Here is a 1,103-nt window from a genome sequence, read left to right as displayed (position 1 = left end):
CTAGGGACTGTGTGATGTCGTGATCAATCTTGCCGATCCGGGTCTCCTGGTAACGGGGATTGGGTAGGAAGGCGATCGTGACGCGCAGGCAACTCACCGACGAGCAGTGGAAGTTGATCGAGCCGTTCCTGCCGATAGGCGAGTACGGCCCGTACCCCGAACGGCTGCGGGATCAGTTCGAGGGGGTGATCTGGCGGTTCCGCACCAGCAGCCAGTGGCGGGAGATGCCGGACGAGTTCGGTCCGTGGCCGACGGTCTACGGCCGCTTCCGGGCATGGAGGGACGCCGGCGTATTCACCGCACTGCTCGAAGGCCTGATCGCCGAGGCCGCCCGTCAGGGACAGACGGACTTGTCCCTGGTCAGCGTGGACTCCACCACGGCCCGCGCCCACCACGACGCGGCCGGGATGCGCATCGGCAAGGAGATCATGGACGCCCTGGAAGAGGCCGCCGTCGAGCAGGAGCGGGCCCGGCAAAAGGGGGCGGCCCGCCGGAACAGAACGGACAACACGACGATGACGGCCCCAATCTCGAAGAGCGGCGGCGCATCAGGCGGCGGCGCAAGCTCCGGCTGAAGCAAGCTCTGCTCGGCAGATCTCGCGGTGGACTGACGAGCAAGATTCATCTCGCCGCCGACCGCAGGTGCCGTCCCCTGTCCCTCGTCCTGACCGCAGGCCAGGCCGCCGACAGTCCGCAGTTCGTTCCGGTCCTCCAAAAGGTGCGCATCCGGCTGCCCGTCGGCCGGCCCCGGACCCGGCCCGGCGCTGTCGCCGCGGACAAGGCCTACTCCTCTCGCGCGAACCGTTCTTACCTGCGGAAACGCAACATCAAGGCAGTCATTCCGGAGAAGAAGGACCAGGCCGCCAACCGGAAGAAGAAGGGCAGCCGGGGCGGCCGCCCCCCACACCACGACGTGAGTCTCTACAAGGAACGGAACACCGTTGAGCGTCTGATCAACAAGCTGAAGGCCTGGCGGGGCATCGCGACGCGACACGACAAGACACCCGAGAGTTACCTCGCCGGCCTCCACCTCCGCGCCTCGATGATCTGGATCAACGACCTGCTGAAGACGACTGGTTGATCACAACATCACACAGTCCCTA

Annotated in this window: 1 pseudogene; it reads left to right on the top strand. The window is 66.0% G+C overall.

The features are described from left to right. Positions 1 to 77: 77 nt before the first annotated feature. Positions 78 to 1,081 (top strand): annotated as a pseudogene (locus ACFYR0_RS37795) (IS5 family transposase). The last annotated feature ends 22 nt before the right edge of the window (positions 1,082 to 1,103 follow it).

The sequence above is a fragment of the Streptomyces sp. NPDC005017 genome, assembly GCF_042873115.1.
GTDB lineage: Bacteria > Actinomycetota > Actinomycetes > Streptomycetales > Streptomycetaceae > Streptomyces.
Note: the sequence above shows the minus strand (reverse complement) of the source record. Positions and strands in the feature narration are given on the sequence as shown.